This is a genomic window from Myxococcus xanthus (genome assembly GCF_013116825.1).
In the GTDB taxonomy this organism is placed as follows: Bacteria; Myxococcota; Myxococcia; order Myxococcales; family Myxococcaceae; genus Myxococcus; species Myxococcus xanthus_B.
Map to the genome: position 1 here is coordinate 1 of NZ_JABFNS010000172.1, position 16,166 is coordinate 16,166.

Annotated in this window: 17 protein-coding genes; 11 read left to right on the plus strand and 6 right to left on the minus strand. The window is 70.3% G+C overall.

The window, feature by feature from the left end; all coding sequences use genetic code 11:
- The 9 genes from HNV26_RS33420 to HNV26_RS33460 form a co-directional block, all read left to right on the plus strand.
- A partial coding sequence (locus HNV26_RS33420; protein ID WP_436410071.1) for an LA_2272 family surface repeat-containing protein occupies positions 1–1,065 on the plus strand: 1,065 nt, incomplete at its 5' end.
- Positions 1,066–1,129: 64 nt separating this feature from the next.
- Positions 1,130–2,140: a zinc-dependent alcohol dehydrogenase family protein gene (locus tag HNV26_RS33425; RefSeq protein ID WP_171444954.1), complete on the plus strand. Its 1,011-nt coding sequence runs from the start codon at positions 1,130–1,132 to the stop codon at positions 2,138–2,140.
- A gap of 219 nt (positions 2,141–2,359) precedes the next feature.
- The gene (locus tag HNV26_RS33430) at positions 2,360–2,695 is read left to right on the plus strand and encodes an HPF/RaiA family ribosome-associated protein (RefSeq protein ID WP_171444955.1); all 336 of its coding nucleotides are present in this window, start codon (positions 2,360–2,362) and stop codon (positions 2,693–2,695) included.
- A 295-nt stretch (positions 2,696–2,990) separates the two neighbouring features.
- Complete coding sequence (locus HNV26_RS33435) at positions 2,991–3,605, plus strand: thioredoxin domain-containing protein (protein WP_171444956.1); 615 nt, start codon at positions 2,991–2,993, stop codon at positions 3,603–3,605.
- On the plus strand, positions 3,602–5,011 hold the full coding sequence (locus HNV26_RS33440; protein ID WP_171444957.1) for a sensor histidine kinase: 1,410 nt from the start codon (positions 3,602–3,604) through the stop codon (positions 5,009–5,011). The genes HNV26_RS33435 and HNV26_RS33440 overlap by 4 nt, the downstream gene beginning before the upstream one ends.
- Positions 5,008–5,775: a response regulator gene (locus tag HNV26_RS33445; RefSeq protein ID WP_090486563.1), complete on the plus strand. Its 768-nt coding sequence runs from the start codon at positions 5,008–5,010 to the stop codon at positions 5,773–5,775. Before HNV26_RS33440 ends, HNV26_RS33445 begins: the two co-directional genes overlap by 4 nt.
- 3 nt (positions 5,776–5,778) lie before the next feature.
- On the plus strand, positions 5,779–6,507 hold the full coding sequence (locus HNV26_RS33450) for a sensor histidine kinase (RefSeq protein ID WP_171444958.1): 729 nt from the start codon (positions 5,779–5,781) through the stop codon (positions 6,505–6,507).
- Entirely contained in the window at positions 6,507–6,887 is a 381-nt protein-coding gene (locus HNV26_RS33455) for a response regulator (protein ID WP_013936365.1), read from the plus strand. The genes HNV26_RS33450 and HNV26_RS33455 overlap by 1 nt, the downstream gene beginning before the upstream one ends.
- Before the next feature lie 15 nt (positions 6,888–6,902).
- Positions 6,903–8,306, plus strand: a complete 1,404-nt coding sequence (locus HNV26_RS33460; protein WP_171444959.1) for an aminopeptidase P family protein — start codon at positions 6,903–6,905, stop codon at positions 8,304–8,306.
- Here HNV26_RS33460 and HNV26_RS33465 read toward each other — a convergent pair.
- Positions 8,269–8,850, minus strand: a complete 582-nt coding sequence (locus HNV26_RS33465) for a carboxypeptidase-like regulatory domain-containing protein (protein WP_253817294.1) — start codon at positions 8,848–8,850, stop codon at positions 8,269–8,271. The genes HNV26_RS33460 and HNV26_RS33465 overlap by 38 nt on opposite strands.
- Before the next feature lie 136 nt (positions 8,851–8,986).
- Positions 8,987–9,418, minus strand: a complete 432-nt coding sequence (locus HNV26_RS33470) for a nuclear transport factor 2 family protein (RefSeq protein ID WP_171444961.1) — start codon at positions 9,416–9,418, stop codon at positions 8,987–8,989.
- Positions 9,419–9,739: 321 nt separating this feature from the next.
- On the opposite strand from HNV26_RS33470, the gene HNV26_RS33475 reads away from it, so the two are divergent.
- Complete coding sequence (locus HNV26_RS33475) at positions 9,740–11,290, plus strand: AgmX/PglI C-terminal domain-containing protein (RefSeq protein WP_171444962.1); 1,551 nt, start codon at positions 9,740–9,742, stop codon at positions 11,288–11,290.
- 277 nt (positions 11,291–11,567) lie between these two features.
- On the opposite strand, the gene pdxA is transcribed toward HNV26_RS33475, so the two are convergent.
- The 4 genes from pdxA to HNV26_RS33495 form a co-directional block, all read right to left on the minus strand.
- Positions 11,568–12,608: a 4-hydroxythreonine-4-phosphate dehydrogenase PdxA gene (gene pdxA, locus HNV26_RS33480; RefSeq protein WP_171444964.1), complete on the minus strand. Its 1,041-nt coding sequence runs from the start codon at positions 12,606–12,608 to the stop codon at positions 11,568–11,570.
- Positions 12,609–12,613: 5 nt separating this feature from the next.
- On the minus strand, positions 12,614–13,582 hold the full coding sequence (locus HNV26_RS33485; protein ID WP_171444965.1) for a peptidylprolyl isomerase: 969 nt from the start codon (positions 13,580–13,582) through the stop codon (positions 12,614–12,616).
- Between the two features lie 64 nt (positions 13,583–13,646).
- Entirely contained in the window at positions 13,647–14,645 is a 999-nt protein-coding gene (locus tag HNV26_RS33490) for a peptidylprolyl isomerase (protein WP_171410528.1), read from the minus strand.
- 106 nt (positions 14,646–14,751) lie between these two features.
- Complete coding sequence (locus HNV26_RS33495; RefSeq protein WP_141594481.1) at positions 14,752–15,771, minus strand: alpha/beta fold hydrolase; 1,020 nt, start codon at positions 15,769–15,771, stop codon at positions 14,752–14,754.
- Between the two features lie 171 nt (positions 15,772–15,942).
- On the opposite strand from HNV26_RS33495, the gene HNV26_RS33500 reads away from it, so the two are divergent.
- Positions 15,943–16,166, plus strand: a 224-nt coding sequence (locus HNV26_RS33500) for a CBS domain-containing protein (protein WP_253817295.1), incomplete at its 3' end; no start/stop codon positions are given.

Genomic DNA, 16,166 nt, shown 5'->3' on the forward strand with positions numbered 1-16,166 from the left:
GTGGGGGAGGGCGGGCTGAGCGGCGCGCAGTTCGCGGTGGGCGCCAACCTGGCCCGGGGGCCGGTGACGGGCGCCCAGTTCTCCGTGGGCGCGAACGTGGCCGGCGCGGACCTGCTGGGCCTCCAGTCCACGGTGGGCGTCAACGTGGTGCGCGGGAGCGCGGAAGGCGCGCAGCTCGCGGTGGGGGGCAACATCGCTTCGGGCGAGGTGAATGGCACGCAGATGGCCGTGGCCGTCAACGTCGCGGGGAAGGGCCTGCTGGGCGCGCAGCTCGGCGTGGGCGCCAACGTGTCGGGCGGCCCGATGCGCGGGCTCCAGGCCGCGGTGGGCGCCAACATCGCGGCAGGGCGGGTCCACGGGCTCCAGGCCACCGCGGGCCTCAACGTGGCGGGGCAGATGACGGGGCTCCAGATGTCCTCGGGTGTCAGCTACGCGCGGAATCTCTCCGGCGCCCAGCTCTCCATCATCAACGTGGGCGGTGAGGTGGATGGCGCGCAGGTGGGCATCGTCAACATCGCCAGCAACGTGTCGGGCGCGCAGGTGGGCATCCTCAACGTGGCCCGCGAACTGGACGGCGAGGCGGTGGGCCTCCTCAGCTTCGTCGGCGGCGGGCAGGCGCATGTGCAGGTCTGGGCCAGTGACGTGGCGCTCACCAACGTGGGCGTGAAGCTGGGCGGCCGTCACATCTACTCGCTGTTCACGGTGGGCTACAGCCCCTCCATCGACGAGGACCGCCGCCGCTATGTCATGGGCGCGGGCCTGGGCGGCCACATCCCCGCGGGCCGCTTCTTCTTCGACATCGACGCGGTGAGCAGCACCGTCCACACGAAGCGGCTCTTCGACGACACGAACCATGTCCTGGCGCAGCTCCGGTTGACGGCGGGCTGGCAGGTGGCGCGGCACTTCGCGGTGTTCGGTGGCGTCAGCGCCAACACGCTCGTCACCTGGGATGACAGCGACCCGTGGAAGGAGCTGGGCATCGGGCCGCAGTGGCGCCACGTCGCGGACGAGGGCCGCACCACCGTGCGCATGTGGCCGGGCCTGCTCGCGGGCGTGCAGATTTGAGGAGCCCCTCCCATCTTCCTCTCGGGTGCGCCGCGCTGGAGCGCGCGGCGCCAGGGGGTGAAGCATGGAAGGAAGCATGCGCGCGATGGTGCTGCGCGAGGTCGGGCAGCCCCTGTATGAGACGCGGCTTCCCATTCCTCGCCCCGGCCCGGAGGAGCTGTTGCTCCGCGTGCGCGCCTGCGCGGTCTGCCGCACCGACCTGCACGTCGTGGACGGTGAGCTCCCGAAGCCCAAGCTGCCGCTGGTGCCTGGACATGAAATCGTGGCCACGGTGGAGGCGGCGGGCGAGCGGGCGACGGCCATTCCCGTGGGCACGCGAGTGGGCGTCCCCTGGCTCGGCTGGAGCTGTGGCCACTGCCGCTTCTGTCTGTCCGGCCAGGAGAACCTCTGCGAGCAGGCGCGCTTCACGGGGTACCAGCTTGATGGTGGCTACGCGGAGTTCACGGTGGCCCACCAGCGCTTCTGCTTCCCCCTGCCGCCCGAGTACTCCGACGTCCACGCCGCGCCATTGATGTGCGCGGGCCTCATCGGCTTTCGCAGTCTCCGCATGGCGGGGAGGGAGCGCCGTCTGCTGGGTTTCTACGGCTTCGGCGCCGCGGCGCACCTGCTCATCCAGGTCGCGCGCCACCAAGGCCGGCGCGTCTTCGCCTTCACCCGGCCGGGGGACGTGGAGGGCCAACGGTTCGCGCGGGAGCTGGGCGCGGAGTGGGCCGGGGGTTCGGACACCGTGCCTCCGGAGCGGCTGGACGCGGCCATCCTCTTCGCGCCCGTGGGCGCGCTGGTGCCCGCCGCGCTCCGGGCGGTGGACAAGGCCGGCGTGGTGGTGTGCGGCGGCATCCACATGAGCGACATCCCCGCGTTCCCCTACGCGCTGCTGTGGGAGGAGCGGGTGGTGCGCTCGGTGGCGAACCTCACCCGGGCGGATGCGCTGGACTTCCTCGCGCTCGCGCCCAAGGTGCCGGTGCGCACATGGGTGCAGACCTTCCCACTGTCCGCCGCCAACGATGCCCTCACCGCGCTGAGGCGAGGCCAGGTGCACGGCGCGGCGGTGCTGGAGGTGGCGGCCCTGGGTTGAGCGCGGAGCCGGGCGGGCCCACGTCCGCCGCTCAGGGCGGGTGGGGCAAATCGCCCCGCAGAGACTGCGCGGTGTCCCATTTCGCCGCAAACGCAGCGTGTGGTTTGCGTGGCGTTTGATGGAATTTCGCGGACCTGGCGCGCTGGCCGCGCAAATGCATCGGGAAGGGAATGCAACCCGATGCCTCCTTCCCGGGGGCACCACCACGCGAGGCGGACGATGAACCGAGCGCTGCAAATCACCTATCGGGGCATGGAGACGAGCGAGGCCCTGAGCGAGCACATCCGCGACCACGCCGGCAAGCTGGAGCAGTTCTACGACGGCATCGTGGGGTGCCACGTGGTGGTGGAGGAGCCGCACCGGCACAAGCAGCACGGCAGGCATTTCCACGTGCGCGTGGATGTGAGTGTGCCAGGAAGGAACATCGTCGCCAGCCGGGATCCGCAGGCGCGCACCGGGCACGAGGATGCCTATCAAGCGGTGACGGACGCGTTCGACGCCGCCAGGCGCCAGCTTCAACACTACGCGGACGGGCTCAACACGCACCACGGGTGACGGTGTCGCTCGCGCGGCGCTTCATTCCCATTACAGACATCCAACTGGGCGGTCGCGCGGCGCACATTCCGAACATTTGCCATTCAAACCCCTGACAGACCTGGGGTGCTGGGCGCTATCGTGTGGCTTGTCACGCCATGAAAGCCCAGCGCCTCCAGGTGCTGCGGGTCGACGCCGAGGCTCCCCACCTCGTCACCACCGCCGCCGTCCACTCGACAGCCTCATTTGCCAAGTCCGCCACGGCTCCGTGCGCGGGACGCCTGCATGGGTCGTGCGCGAACCCGGGGGGTGAGCGATGAGGCGCCCCGGGGGCAAGCGTGGGTGGTGGGTGGTGACCGGCGTCGTCTGGCTCGTCGGCATCGTGGCGGGTTCGCTCGCCATGGCTCGCTATTCCCTCACGCCCGGCGAGTCCCTGGCGGCACCCGCGCGCTGGCCCGGGGACTCCACCGTGCCACGCGTGGAGGGCCGTCCCACGCTGGTGATGCTGGCGCACCCGCTCTGTCCCTGCACGCGCGCGAGCATGGGCGAGCTCTCGTTGGTGATGGCGAAGGCACAGGGGCGGCTCGACGCCTTCGTGCTCTTCCTCAAGCCCGAGGGCACCGGCAAGGATTGGGAGCAGGGCGAGCTGTGGCGCTCCGCGGCGGCGATTCCGGGCGTCACCGCCCTGCGCGACGAGGGCGGCGTCCAGGCGGAGCGCTTCGGCGCCGTCACCTCCGGTCAGGTGCTCTTCTACGACGCGGGTGGGGCGCTGCGCTTCAGCGGCGGCATCACCACGGCCCGGGGCCACGTGGGCGACAACGCCGGGCGCGCCGCGGTGGAGGCGCTGCTGGGGGACGCGCCGCCGGAGGCGTTGGTCGGGCACGCCGTCTACGGCTGTGAGCTGGAAGATCCCCGGGGGAGCGTGCCATGAGCCCAGCGCGCGACGAGACGTCCAGTCCGCCCACCCCGCCCATGGCGCTCAAGGAGCGCGCCGCGCGGTTGTTCCGCGAGCACCTGTCCGCGGTGCGGGTCCGCACGGACCGGCTCTTCGCGGGGCTGATGCTGGGCCAGTGGGCGGTGGGCATCGTCATCGCGCTGTTCGGTCCGCGGGGCAGCGGCGCGCAGCTCCAGGCGGCCGTGCTGGTGGGGACGCTGCTCAGCGCCTTCCCCATGGTGATGGCCCGCTGGCGCCCGGGCTCCACGCCCACGCGTCACGTGGTGGCCGTGTGTCAGGCGCTCTGGTCCTCGCTGCTCATCTACCTGACGGACGGCCGGGTGGAGACGCACTTCCACATCTTCGGCTCGCTGGCCTTCCTGGCGCTGTACCGCGACCCGTGGGTGCTGCTCACCGCGAGCATCACCACCGTCGTGGACCACGTGATGCGCGGCACCATGTGGTCACACTCGCTCTACGGTGGGCTTCCGCCGGAGCTGTGGCGGTTCGTGGAGCACGCCTTCTGGGTGGCCTTCATCGACGTGGTGCTGGTGTATTCGTGCCGGGGCATGTTGCGCGAGCTGCGCGAGGTGGCGGTGCGCCGGGCGGAGCTGGAGCTGGCCCGCGAACGGGAGCACGCGAAGGCGCGCGAGCTGGACCGCGCCCTGCGCGAGCTCAGCGGCTTCCAGGAGCACCTCATCCGCGTGGAGAAGCTGGCCGCGGTGGGGCAGCTGGCCGCCAGCGTGGGGCACGAGCTGCGAAACCCGCTGGCCGCCGTGCGCAACTCCCACGCCTATCTCTCCCGGAAGCTCACGAGGGACCCAGCAGGGGCCGCGGATGACCCACGGGTCCCCCAGTTCCTGGGGCTGATGGAGCGCGAGCTGAACGCCTGCGCGAAAATCATCTCCGACCTGCTCGACTTCGCCCGCGAGCGCCCGCCCGCGCTCCAGCCGTGTCCGCTGCGCCCGTTGGTGGACGAGGCCATTGGCGTGGTGCCGCAGCGGGAAGGCGTGCGAATCGTCAATGACGTGCCGGAGTCGTTGCCGGTGCCGCACCTGGACAAGGAGCAGTTCCGTCAGGTCCTGGTGAATCTGGTGCAGAACGCGGTGGAGGCCATGCCCGTGGGGCGCAATGGAGTGGTTTCAGTCGTAGCGGAAGGTGGAGACGCGAGTCCCTGGCGCATCCGGGTCATGGATGACGGCGCGGGGATTCCTCCGGAGGTGTTGCCCAAGATTTTCGAACCGCTCTTCACCACGAAGACGCGTGGCACCGGCTTGGGACTGGCCATTGTCGCCAACATGGTGCAACGTCATGGCGGCACAATCTCTGTGCGCAGCGAAGCGGAGCGGGGTAGTGAGTTCCTCATCGAGCTCCCCGCGGCAGCGGCGGCCCAGGCCGCATGATGGAGGACGTCGCAGTGGCCCCCGCGCGCATCCTGCTGGTCGACGACGAGGAGTCGCTTCGCATCACCTTGGCCGCGAACCTGGAGCTGGAGGGCCACACGGTCCTCGAGGCGGCCAATGGTGAGGAGGCCTTGCGCCTCCTGGAGAAGCAATCCGTGGACGTGGTGCTCACGGACATCCGCATGCCCGGCCTGCACGGCGTGGAGCTCTTGCGCCGCATCAAGCAGGAGCGCCCCGACATGCCGGTGGTGCTGATGACGGCCTTCACGGCGGAGGAGCTGGTGGATGACGCGCTCGCCGAGGGCGCCTTCACCGTGCTGCCCAAGCCCTTCGACGTGGCGCACGCGCTGGACACGGTGCTGCGCGCGGCGGCGGCGCCGCAGGTCCTGGTGGTGGACGACACCGAACAGGTGGCGCGCGGCATGGTGCGCGCCCTGAGCACGGTGGGGTTGCGCGCGCGCGCCGTGTACAGCGGCGAGGAGGCGTTGTCCTCGTTGCGTTCGGGGGAGTACGACGTCTGCGTGCTGGACCTGGTGATGCCGGAGATGAGCGGGCCGGAGCTGGTGTCCAAGGTGCGCGCGGCGAATCTGTCCGTCGCCATCATCGCCGTGTCCGGCCACGTGGTGCCGGAGATGCTCCGCAGGGTGGCGGCGCAAGGCGCGGTGGTGTGCATGACCAAGCCGGTACCATTGCGCGAGCTGGTGCAGGCGATTGCAAGGGTCCGAGGCCGGCCTCAACAAGGGCTGCAAGGCGCGAGGATTTGACCCATGGCAGGCAGAGACCTCCAGGCGCGTGAGCGGGCGGCGGTGGCGGACGTGGTCGCCTCCACCCTGCGGCACGACCTGCGCAACAAGCTGGCCAGCATCCGCAACGCCTCGTTCTACTTGATGCGGCAGGTGAAGAAGACGGACCTCTGGAGCGCGGACCCGCGCGTGGAGACCTTCTTCCAGCTCATCGAAAAGGAGCTGACGTCCGCCGAGGACGTGCTCTCCAAGCGCGCGCCGCCGCCCACCGGCGGCACGCGTCCCCGGTGCAGCGCTCGCGATGGCGTGGAGCGCGCGCTGGCCGAGGCCCAGGTGCCGCCGTCGGTGGAGGTGGTGCGCGACCTGAAGGAGCAGGGCGGCGTCCCGTTGGAGGTGGAGGACCTGGCGCTGCTGGTGCGCTGCCTCGTGGACAACGCGCTGGAGGCCATGCCGCGCGGCGGGACGCTCACGGTGCGCACGCACGACGCCGAAAGCGGCGTGTGCCTGCGCGTGGAGGACACCGGAGAGGGCCTGGCGGCGGAGGCGTACTCGCGCGCCCTGGAGCCCTTCTTCACCACGCGGCCCCACCACGCGGGGCTGGGGCTGAGCATCGTCCACCGGACGGCCGTGCGGCATGGCTGGCAACTGGACCTGGGCGCGGGCCCCTCCGGGGGCACCTACGTGGAAATCCAATTCACGGGCCCGGAGGCGGGGGCCCATGACCGGAATGACGTGACTCGGGGGAGCAAGTGATGGAGACGAACTGGACGTTCGGGCGTTGCCTGCTGCTCGTGGAAGACGACCCTTCCAACCGGATGACGCTGTCCGCGCTCTTGGAGGATGCGGGCTTCGCGGTCGTCACCGCTGGCTCCTATTCGGAGGCCGCGGGATTATTGAACCGGCCTCGCGCGTATGACGCCGTGCTGTTGGACCAGAGCCTGGGTGATGGCTTTGGGACGGGGCTGATTCCGCTGGTGCGCCACCACATGCCGAAGACCAAGGTCGTCTTCGTCACCGGTCATGACGGGAAGATCGACATGCCGGTGGACGCCGTCTTCCGGAAGGGCGGCCACTTCGACGACCTGCTGGCCTTCCTTTTCAAGCTGTTGCCCCAGCGCCCGCTGGGTGCCTGAACGCGAGGTTCCAGAATGCTGCTCCCTTCCGTTTCCGAGCGCTCTGCTCTCACCCGACGGCGGGAGCAGCTGGCGAAAGCCCTGGGGGGCACAGCCGCGCTGCTGGCGTCGAGCCGTCCCCGCCCGCGCAACTACGCCGCCGACCAGTTCCCCTTTCGGGCGTCGAGCCACTTCCTCTACCTCTTCGGGCTCGCGGCGCCGGACGGCGTGGGCCTGTATGACGGCCAGGGCTGGACGCTGTACCTGCCCGAGCCCGGCCCCGACGACGCGCTGTGGGACGGCGCGGTGCCCGGCTTCGCTGAAATCGCGGAGCGGACGGGGTGCACCGTGCGCTCGCGCGCCGAGTTGCCCGCGGCGCTGAAGGGCCGCGACGTGGCGACGCTGCCCACGCCGGACCTGGAGACGTGCCTGGACGTGGCCGCGTTGCTGGGCCGCGAGGTGCGTCCCGGCCACCTGGCGGCGGTGGACGTGCCGCTGGCGGACGCGATGATTGCGCTGCGGCTTCGCCACGACGATGCCGCGCAGGCGCAGCTGCGTCAGGCCGCGGAAGTCACGGTGCTGGCCCACATGGCGGGCATGCGCGCCACGCGGCCGGGCATCCTGGAGGCCGCGGTGCGCGCCGCGATGGAGGCGGAGTTCGTCTCGCGCGACGCGCGACCGGCGTATCAGCCCATCGTCACCGTGCACGGCGAGGTGCTGCACAACCTGCGCTATGACCACACGCTGCGCGAGGGGGACCTGCTGCTGGCCGACGTGGGAGGAGAGAGTCCCGCAGGCTTCGCCTGTGACGTGACGCGCACGTGGCCGGTGACGGGGCGCTTCAGCACGACGCAGCGCGAGCTGTACGACGTCGTGCTGCGCATGCAGAAGGCCAGCATCGCCGCGGTCCAGCCGGGGACGCGCTACCGCGACGTGCACCTGGCCGCGCACCGGGAGATGGCGCGTGGCCTGGTGGCGCTGGGCATCCTCCGTGGGGACCCGGAGGAGCTGGTGGTGGACGGCGTCACCGCGCTCTTCTTCCCGCACGGCGTGGGCCACCTGCTGGGGCTGGACGTGCATGACATGGAGGACCTGGGAGACCGGGCGGGCTACGCGCCGGGCCGCACGCGCTCGCAGGAGTTCGGGCACCGCTCGCTGCGGCTGGACCGGGATTTGGAGCCCGGCATGGCGGTGACGATTGAGCCCGGCATGTACCAGGTGCCCGCCATCCTGTCGGACGCGCGGCTCATGGCGCGCGCGAAGGACAGGCTCCAGCGAGACGTGCTGGCGCGCTACGCTGACGTGCGCGGCATCCGCATCGAGGACGACGTGCTCGTCACTCCGGATGGCAACGAGGTGCTCACCGCCGCCATCCCCAAGGAGGCCTCGGACATCGAGGCCGTCATGACCAGCTCTGCCCGTCCAGCTCCGGGAAGGTGACCTGGCACTGGCCGGGATTCACGCCGTCCACGCGCGCGTAGCCATTCTTGTTGAGGGTGCCCTCGCGCGTGCTCCCATCCGGGAGCGTCACCCGGTAGCGCGCGTGGGGGATGGGGTTGCCCTCCTCGTCCTTCAGCTCGATGGCCAGCCACGTCTGTTCCTCGACGGGGGCTTCCTCGGACGTCAGCGGCGGTGATTCCGGCCAGGGCGTGGGCAGCAGCACCGGCCGCGCCATGGGGAGCGCCACCAACTCCCCATGCACGAAGGCCTCGGTGAGCCGCTGCTGAAGGCGCTGCTCGTACCGGCCACGCTCCAGGCCGGACAGCCCCAGCGGGCGGCTGCCTCCGAGCGCTTCGTACATCGCATATAGCGTGTGCGCGGCGGAGGTGGCCAGCCAGCGCTTCAAGGCGGAGCTGACGAAGACGTCGGGGACCGGAGTCTGCGGGTGCTTCAGCCGCTCCAGGTCGACGGACGGTACGATGAGCCAGTCTTCCCCCTGGGCAGGCAGGCGCCACCGGCGCTCACCGTGCAAGAGCTGCATCATGACGGCCTCCCTGTCTCGGAGTGTATCAGGATGCGCGCTCCGCGTAGGAGGCGCTGCGATGTGGGGTGCGCGGCGCCTGACGCCGCGCATCGGGGTGTGGGTTGCGCAACGTCCTCGTGGGACGCCAGGGCAGAGGTTACTGCTGCTGCGGTGCGCCTTCGGGCGCCTGCTGTGTCTCGGTGGGCGCGGCCGGGCTGCTGTGCGCGAATACCATGCGCCACGTTCCGTCGCGGCGCTGCCACACGTCGGTGAAGTACACGGCGTCGGTGACCTCGCTGCCGTCCGTCATGCGCAGCTGTGAGCGCTGGATGCCGGCCAGCACGCCCGTGTCACCGAAGACGTGGGACTTCATTTTTTCGGCTTCGACGGACGTGATGTCACCGGGGATTTCGGCGATGCCCACGATGAACGCGTCACGGTTCATCTCCGCGCCGTCCGCGCCGCGATAGATGAAGTCCTCGGTCGTGAGCGACTTGATGGCCTCCAGGTCCTTCGTCTGGATGGCGCGCATGACGCGGCCTTCGAGCTCCGTCAGCGTGCGGATGTCGTCGGTGGAAGTCGTGCTCATGGGTGACTGACTCCGGGTGGAAACATGGCCGCACGCAGAGGCGGCCAGCGGGGTGGATGCAGGAGTGATTGATACATGAGGTGTCGTGAGTACGGCGCGGATGCACGCGTGCGGAATGAATTTCCAGAGCGCGAAGTTGCGGGGCCGCGTGCGCCATCCGCCGTGAGTTGACCCGGTGAAGCAGTGGACAGGCGCGGTGCCTCCAGGGGGCACAGCGTTCTAGGACGAACAGTGGGGGGTGGCGCGACGAGGACTGGTTCCTACGTTGCACGCCTTGTCGAAGTCAGGGCCGGTGAGTGCAGCGCGGGCGAGGGAGGGCGTGTGGACGAGCTTCTTTCCGGAGCTGAAGGGCAGTTCCGTACTCAGGGCAAAGGCACTCCGGGTGCGCTGGAGCCGCGCTGCACGGTGAGCGTGAGCGAGGCGCTCGAGGGAGACCTCGACGCGTATCTCGACCGTGAGCTTCTCGAGGCGTGTGAAGACGACGTGGCCGTGGAAGACCCTGCGCCCGTGACGGATGTTTCCGCGAGCATGCGCGCGCTGCTCGCACTCGCGGAGGAGGAGACGGAGTGGCTGGAACGCCTGCCGTCGTCCACCTCGCACACGCTGGACGTGTTGCCCGAGCCCACGGTGGAGATTCCCGAGTGGATGCGCACGTCGCCTGGAGCGAAGAAGGTGACGTCCCTGGGCGCCTTGTTGCCGCCGCGTGCGGAGAATGTGCTGGCGCGTGCGCCGGATGCGCCCATGTGGGGTGATGCGCCGCCGCATGCGCACCTGGAATCCACGCGGTGGCGCGGTGCGAGCGCGACCGAGACAGGCCGTGTCCTGGGACTTCGTCCTGGGGAGTTGATGGGCGCGGCGGCCGTGGGCGCGCTGGCGGCGGGCCTGATGCTGATCGCGGGACTCTACGTGCGTGGTGACTTCACGGGGACGCAGGTGCGCGTCGATGATGCCATCCGGCGCACGGCGCACGGCGCTGTCCTTGGTGCGAGCGGTGACGCCCAGGCGGACCTGTCCTCGGCTGGCGCCGGCGTCGCGATGAGCGCCGCCGCTCCGTCCGGGCACACCATTGGAGCGAGCACGTCCACGCAGGCCGCCGTGAGCGGTTCATCGCCGGACGCGGCGCTCGCTGCCGCGTCGTCCGTGGCTGTCTCCAGCACGCAGCCGGGCATTGGTTCGGCGCTTCTTCAGGACGCGGCGAAGGGACTGCGCGCCTTCGTGCCTGCCTCGGCGCCGGCGCGAAACCCGGGCACGCCCGTGGCGGAGTCGCTCGCGGTGGTGAGCCCCGCGCCCATCAAGCGCAAGGCCCCCGCGAAGCCAGACGAGGCGGCGGCCCTGCCGCCCGCGCCCGTCGAGCTCGACTTCGGAGACACGGGGGCGGAAGGCGCCGCGTCTCAAGACGCCATCGCGACTTCACCGGGTGATGTTGTCGCCGAGGCCGTGGAGGAGGACACGTCGGAGAAGGGGCCGTACGCGGACCTCGATGAGACCTTCGCGCGCGAGCTGGGCTTCACGGAAGACGCGGAGGTCTCGAAGGCGGAGGAGCCCGCGCGCACCGTCTACGTGCCGCCCGCGGTGGACGTGAAGGAGCACCTCACGCCGGAGGACGTGAAGCAGGTGGTGCTGACGAACCAGCCCGCCATCACCGCATGCCTGCGTTCACACGCGCAGGGCACGCCGATGGAGGCCGGTGGCCGCTTCATGGTGCAGTGGTCGGTACTCCCCAGCGGTGAGACGCTCAACGTGTCCATGGACACCGCCGCGCTGCGCGCCACGCCGCTGTCGCGCTGCATCGAGGACGTGGTGCGCCGCTGGAAGTTCCCGGTGCATCAGGTGCGGATGCAGGAGCCCATCCGCTTCCCCTTCATCTTCTGAGGTGCGGGCGGACCTCTTGCTTCTATGCTCCCGCCTGGAATGTCAGCGTTCGAGCCCTCAGAGCCCACGGAGTTGCACGTCTGTCACTGTTGCCTCATGCGGCTGGATACCAGCGCCGGTGGCGTGGACCTGCCGAACCGGCTGCGGGAGGCTCTGGCGGGACGGGGGCTCGCGGAGCGGACGCGGATGGTGGAGTCGGGCTGCCTGGGGGAGTGCCCCGAAGGCCGCGTGACGGTGATGGTGGTCCCGGCTGGTGACGCCGAGGCGCACGTCCAGCTCATCGACCCGGCGAAGGACGGCGCGGACCTGGCCGAGCACGTCGGCCGGTTGCCTGGTGTGAAAGACGGGCCCCCGCGAGCTGGGCGGCCTTGAGCAGCGCTTCCACCATGGGCACGCAGCTCGCCTCACCCTTGCCGGCGATGGCGTAGGCCGTGCCGTGGTCGGGAGACGTGCGCGGCACGGGCAGGCCCAGCGTCACGTTCACCGTGCGCTCGAAGTCCAGGGCCTTGGCCGGGATGAGCCCCTGGTCGTGGTACATGGCCAGCACCGCGTCGTAGCGCGCGCCCACCTCGTCGGGCTTCGCGAAGAGCCCGTCCGCGGGGATGGGCCCGTGCGCGTCCACCCGGGCCGCGCGGGCCTTGCGGATGGCGGGGCCAATCACCTCCACCTCTTCGCGCCCCAAGAGGCCACCTTCGCCCGCGTGTGGGTTGAGCCCCAGCACGGCGATGCGCGGCTTGTGGCCCACCACCGGCTCCAGGCTGCGCGACAGCAGCTTGAGCTGCGCGGTCAGTCCGTCCACGGTGAGCAGGCGCGGAAGGTCCGCCAGGGGAACGTGGTTGGTGGCGAGCGCCACGCGCACGCGAGGCCCATCCATCAACATCATCACGTCCACGCCGAAGGCCTCCGCCAGCACCTCGGTGTGACCCATGAAGGGGATGCCCGCGCGGGAAATCTGCTCCTTCGACACGGGCGCGGTGCACAGCGCGTCCACGTGTCCAGCCCGCATCGCGTCGATGGCCGCCGTCACGAAGGCGTACTGCGCGCGGCCGCCCTCGCGCGAGGGCTTTCCGGGCACGCGGTCCTTCTCCGCCAGCCGCGTCACCTCCACCACGGTGGGGCCTTCCACGCGGCCCAGGGCGGAGGGCTCCACGCGGGCATGGCGGCGGAAGGCGGGGAAGCGCGCCAGCGTGGGCCCGTCCCCGAAGATGACGGGGATGAGCGCCTTGCGCACGGAGGGCTTCGTCAGGGCCGCGGCCGTCACCTCCGGCCCGATGCCCGACACGTCCCCCAGGGAGATTCCGACGAGCGGAAGGCCCACGGCGGCTACAGCTTCACGTCGACGTTGGCCTTCTGCCGCAGTTCCTGCACGTACTGGTCGAGGAACTTCTCCGTCTTCTCCTGGAGCAGCTTGCCCTCCAGCTTGGGGCGCATCTCCTCGTAGGACGCGGCGGCCACCGTGCGGCGCTCCTCCACCTTCAGCACGTGCCAGCCGAAGTTGGTGCGCACCGGCTCACTGACGCCGCCCTCGGGGAGGCCGAACGCGGCCTTCTCGAAGGCTGGAACCATGACGCCCCGCTTGAACCAGCCCAGGTCACCGCCGTCCGCGGCGCTGGGGCCTTCGCTGCGGGCGCGGGCCAGCGAGGCGAAGTCCATGCCCGGCCGGCGCGCTTCCGTGGCGATGGCCTCCGCCCGCTTCTTGGCGGCCTCCACCTGCTCCGCCGTGGCCTTGGCGTCCACCTGCACCAGGATGTGGCGCGCGTGGACCTCCGAGTCTCCGCTCTCCATGCGCGTGTACTGCGTGTACGCGGCCTTGAGGTCCTCCTCGGTGATTTTCACCTGGGGGCCCACCTTCATGCGCAGCAGCCGGTCACGCATGATGCGCTTGCGCATCATGTCCCGGTAGGTGGCCATGGTGAGGCCTTCACCCAGCAGGAGCTGCTCGAACTGCGCGGGGTCGGTGATGTTGTTCTGCTGGCGCACGTCCGCCACCAGCTCATCCACCTCCGCCTCGCTGGCGGTGATGCCCAGCTGCGCGATTTCGGCCTCCATCAGCTTCTCGCCGATGAGTGTGTCCAGGGCCGTCTTCATCAGCTGCAGCCGCTGCTCGCCGCGCTTGCGCGGATCCGGGTCGTTGACGCGGGCCATCTCCGGCGCCGCGCGCTGCTGCACCTCGGACAGCGCGATGACGTCGCGGTTCACCACCGCGGCCACCTTGTCCACCAGCTCCGCGTGCGCCGCGCCGCCGCTCCCCAGGAGCGCCACCGCCGCGATTGCCGCCACCAGCTTCTTCATTCCCGCCATCCTTCCGTACCACCCCGGGCGCGTCCAACCGCCGCCCCGGTCTTCGATTCCGTCGTCACTCCGCCGTCGCCTGCTGAGGCGCCGGACGCCCGCGGATGGCCTGCAACGTGGCCTCGTTCACCTGGACCTGCGCCTTCTGCCGCAGCTCCTGTTCGAACGTCTCCTGCGCCTGCGACCGCTTCTGCTCCAGCAGCTTGCCCTCCACCAGCGAACGGACTTCCACGAACTCCCGCTTGCGCGCTGGCTTGCGCTCCAGCACGCGGAACAGGTGGAAGCCGTACTCGGTGGACACCACGTCCGAAACCTGCCCCACCCCCAGCTTGAATACCACCTCGTCGAAGGCGGGCGGCATCTGCCCCCGCGGGAAGAACCCCAGGTCGCCTCCCACCTTGGCGTCCGCGCTGAGCGAATACCTGCGCGCCAGGTCCGCGAACTTCTTGCCGGACTTGAGCTGGGTTTGCAGCCGCCGTGCCTCGTCCAGGCCCTTCACCACGATTTGCGCGGCGTGGACCTGCTCGGGCTCGTGGAAGTCCTTCTCGTGCGCGCCGTACCAGGCCCGCAGTTCTTCTTCCGTCACCGCCACGCGCGAATAGACGTGGCTGGCGAACAGCTTCTCGATGGTCAGCCGGCTTGCTTCCCGCGAGCGCAGCTCCGCCATGGAGAGCTGCCCCTGGGCCAGGACCTCGTTGAAGTTGCCCGCCGGATAGTCCCCGGACAGCCGCAGCACCCCCCGGTCCACCTCCTCCGGGGTGACGGTGATGTTGTGCTTGCGAGCCTCCTGCAGCAGCAGCATCCGGTGGATGTACGTGTCGAGGAGCGCGCGCTTGAAGGGCTCCACGTCCTCCAAGGTGCGCTGGGACACGTCCGTCAGCGCCAGCTCGCGCCACAGCTCCTGTTCGAAGTCCGCCCGGCTGAGCACCTCGCCGTTGACGCTGGCGACCACCAGGGCCTCCGGCGTCTCCATCACGGGCTTGGTGCAGGCGGGCATACCCACCCCCGCGGCCAGGGCGATGGCGAGTGGGACCAGGAAGGCGCGGGTGGGAGAAAAGCGCATGCGCGGGGCCTCGTGAGGGGGAGGGCTCCAGATTGGCAAGCCGTCAGTCATGGCGCGAGGCCCGTTCCGGTAGCACGCCGGGCAGGGCCGGACAACCTCACCGGGCCTACGGCTGCGTCGCGTGTGCGGAGAGGAACGCCTCCACCAGGGGGAAGATTTCGTCCGGGGCCCGGCGGCCCAGGACCAGGTCCGCGTGCCCGTAGTCCGCCCCGAAGCCGTGGGCCTTGCCGGCGACCAGGACCTTCACCGGCCCGCCCAGGTACTCCTTGGCGCGCGCCACCGCCATGGGGGGGGCCAGCAGGTCCTTGCTGCCCGCCAGCAGCAGGAAGGGGATGGTCACCCGGGACAGGGACTCGCGGTAGTCGAACTCGCCGTTGTAGGACGTGAAGCGATTGGTGGTGATCCACCGCGCGAACTGGCGCCCCACGCCGCCGGCGATGTCGGCGGGCACGTTGGCCAGCGCGCGCCGCACCACCTCCGTCTCCATGTTCTCCGCCAGCATCATGTAGCGGCTCATGGGCCCCGGCGGCGCGCCGAACAGGGCGATGCTGGTGACGCGGCTGGTGGGGATGACCCGCAGCTTCAGCACCGGCTCCACCTTCTGGATGAAGGTGCGCAGGCCCGGCTGCACCGCGAAGGTGAAGGGGCTGCCCAGGGCGACGGCCGCCCGCACGGGCGCCTGCGGCGTCTTCGCCAGGTGGGCGTAGAGCATCAGCCCGCCCTTGGAGTGACCTACCCAGAGCACTTCCTTCGCACCTGTGGACAAGACGGTCCGCACCGCGGTGCGCACGTCGTGCTCGGCCTGGTCATCGAAGTTGAAATCCGGGCAGTCGCCCGCCAGCCCCCGGCCCCGCAGCTCCAGCACCCATGTCTCGAAGCCGGACCGGGCCAGGTAGCGGGCCAGGCTGTACTGCTCGTCGAAGTCCATGTGGAAGCGGTTGGCCCCCAACCCGTGGCAGAGGATGACGGGCTGGGCGAAGCGCTTCTCGCCTCGGGCGTGGTAGCGGCCCAGGGCAATGGAGGCCCCGTCGTCCGTGGGCACCCGGTACAGCTCGTCCGGGCGGAAGGTGAGCGTCAGCAGCCCCTCCTTCCCGCGCACCATCGTTCGCGAAAAGAGGTCCGCCATCCGACCCAACCGTGCCACCTGTCGACGAGTCACGTCGCCAGTCTAAGCCGGACCGCGGGGCCATGCCGTGTTCATTGGTGAGCAGGCACCCGCCCGGCAGGACTGTTGCAGGGAGATGTAGGCAACGACTCGGAGGAGGTGGCAATGCGGCGGAAACCGGCTTGGAAGGAAATGTGGTCCTCCCTTTTCGCCACCGTTTTTCCCACGGATACCCTTCTGGCGGCCCTGCGGAAGATGGAGCGGCACCAGGTGCGGTTGTTGGGCGTGGTGGGAGAAGGGGGAGGGTTGTTGGGGTTGGTCAGCGAGGAGCACATCCTCGCGGCCTGGAGGGGAGATCCGCTGGCGCCGGTGTCCGGCGTCATGGCGCGGGCGGGGGCTCCCGGAAAGGCGCGGGC

Coding starts and splice junctions, on each gene's coding strand:
- HNV26_RS33425 (WP_171444954.1), top strand. CDS start 1,130: ATGGAAGGAAGCATGCGCGCGATGGTGCTGCGCGAGGTCGGGCAGCCC.
- HNV26_RS33430 (WP_171444955.1), top strand. CDS start 2,360: ATGAACCGAGCGCTGCAAATCACCTATCGGGGCATGGAGACGAGCGAG.
- HNV26_RS33435 (WP_171444956.1), top strand. CDS start 2,991: ATGAGGCGCCCCGGGGGCAAGCGTGGGTGGTGGGTGGTGACCGGCGTC.
- HNV26_RS33440 (WP_171444957.1), top strand. CDS start 3,602: ATGAGCCCAGCGCGCGACGAGACGTCCAGTCCGCCCACCCCGCCCATG.
- HNV26_RS33445 (WP_090486563.1), top strand. CDS start 5,008: ATGATGGAGGACGTCGCAGTGGCCCCCGCGCGCATCCTGCTGGTCGAC.
- HNV26_RS33450 (WP_171444958.1), top strand. CDS start 5,779: ATGGCAGGCAGAGACCTCCAGGCGCGTGAGCGGGCGGCGGTGGCGGAC.
- HNV26_RS33455 (WP_013936365.1), top strand. CDS start 6,507: ATGGAGACGAACTGGACGTTCGGGCGTTGCCTGCTGCTCGTGGAAGAC.
- HNV26_RS33460 (WP_171444959.1), top strand. CDS start 6,903: ATGCTGCTCCCTTCCGTTTCCGAGCGCTCTGCTCTCACCCGACGGCGG.
- HNV26_RS33465 (WP_253817294.1), bottom strand. CDS start 8,850: ATGATGCAGCTCTTGCACGGTGAGCGCCGGTGGCGCCTGCCTGCCCAG.
- HNV26_RS33470 (WP_171444961.1), bottom strand. CDS start 9,418: ATGAGCACGACTTCCACCGACGACATCCGCACGCTGACGGAGCTCGAA.
- HNV26_RS33485 (WP_171444965.1), bottom strand. CDS start 13,582: ATGAAGAAGCTGGTGGCGGCAATCGCGGCGGTGGCGCTCCTGGGGAGC.
- HNV26_RS33490 (WP_171410528.1), bottom strand. CDS start 14,645: ATGCGCTTTTCTCCCACCCGCGCCTTCCTGGTCCCACTCGCCATCGCC.
- HNV26_RS33495 (WP_141594481.1), bottom strand. CDS start 15,771: ATGGCGGACCTCTTTTCGCGAACGATGGTGCGCGGGAAGGAGGGGCTG.